Annotated in this window: 1 pseudogene; it reads right to left on the bottom strand. The window is 36.8% G+C overall.

The features are described 5' to 3' along the window. Window positions 1-1,783 (bottom strand): annotated as a pseudogene (locus PX636_RS16410) (type IIG restriction enzyme/methyltransferase); the annotation flags it as partial.

Below are 1,783 nucleotides of genomic sequence, written 5' to 3'. Positions count from 1 at the left end.
TTTATGCCTAACTCAGTAAATATCCCAAAGGTATTAATTTGATATTCTGTAGTCTTGTAATGTTCATAATATAAAGCTTTCTCTTTTTCATCTAGATTTTTTGACGGTACATAGGGAGGATTCCCAATCACCACATCAAACCCAACAAAATCTCCGTTATCATTCAACACTTCAGGAAACTCAAACCGCCATTCTAAAGCATTATTATACAGCTTACCGCTTTCAATATCTGCAATTTCAGCAGTTAGCTTATCAATCTCATTATTTAACTTAGTTACTTTTTTCTCCCGCGCTTTTTGCTCCGTCTTAGTCTCCTCAAACAATAAACCCTGATTTTCCAGATTATAAAGTTCCCCTTGTAATTGACGTAACTTCACCTTCTTAGGATCACTAATTAATAAATTAGCACTAAACCCAGCCTTAATCTTAGCAATCAGCGTTTCCATCTCCCGCTTTTGTTCCTTATTTTCCGCATTGCGATAAGTCTGTACCGCATTGCGATATTCCTCAATACTAAACTTCTGCTTCTGTAAAACCTGTTTAACATCCACATCCAAAGCAAAGCGACTAATCAAAGAATTACCACACTTGATATTAATATCAATATTTGGCAAAGTTTCTAAATTGCCATCCTCTCGATAATAAGCATTTTTTAAAAGCTCAATCCATAACCGCAAGCGACAAATCGTCACGGAATTAGGATTAATATCCACCCCAAATAAACACCCCTCGATAATCGTCTGTTTCTCATGAAATAAGGCTTGCTGTACCCGTTGCTTTTCTTTATTATTCGGATGATAAGCAAATAAATTCCCCTCATCATCATAAACCAATAACTTATCGTTTCGCACCTCTACCCGATAATCTTTTAGCGACTTACCCGAACTATCTAATAAAACCCGTAACTCACTCTTAATCGCGATTATCTCATTCAAAGCTGAAACTAAAAATGTCCCGAACCCACCGCCGGATCGCAAATCTTCAGGCTATTAATAATAGTATTCGCCTCTCTTTTATCCTCAATTCGTTCATACAAATCATCTAAAGTTTGACAATTCCAGCCTTTTACTTCATTAAACTTCTGCACGATCGCTCTTCGTATCGTTTCCCGACACATATACATGGTAATAAAACTCGGTGTATAAAAAGAACCGTCCTTATAACCATTAATCTTTTCAAAAATTAACCCCAACACCGAAGCATTAATTAACTTTTCGCTATCTTCTTGAGGATTTTCTAACTCATCTCGATCAAATTTATAAGCATCCAAAAACTCAAACAAATAAGCCAACGCATTTAACTCACCTACTCGCTTATTACCCTGATTATCTTTTAGCACCGTCGCTGTAAAAATGGGTAAAGTTCGCTCCCGCAAATTGCCAATAAAAATCGTTTGCTGTTCCGTCTCCGTTGGCTCAAATAGCGAACTATTTAAATAAGGTACATGAGCAAAAGTCGTTTTAACCTTAGCCTCGCGCTTATTTGTCTCCCTGGCTAACACATCAAAAAACAAACTATCGAGATCATCATAACTGGGAACTTTCGCCAAATTGAGAAAAGCAAAATCTCGATCGCCTTGATGATATTTAATTAATTGCGCTTCCAATAGTTTGAGAAATAAAACCCGATTAATCCAATTAATTGATAACCGCAACGCCACATTATAAAGCCGTTCCTCATCCGTAGTTCCAAACTCTTCAGGATTTTTTAATTGTGCAATTTTATCTAAACTATCCAACCGACTAATCGCATTTTCAATCAGGGAACCATCACAGCGATCGCC

The organism is Microcystis sp. M53598_WE2 (genome assembly GCF_030067735.1).
Lineage (GTDB): Bacteria > Cyanobacteriota > Cyanobacteriia > Cyanobacteriales > Microcystaceae > Microcystis > Microcystis aeruginosa.
The sequence above is the reverse complement of the archived record's forward strand: the minus strand, read 5'-3'. Positions and strand labels throughout refer to the sequence as shown.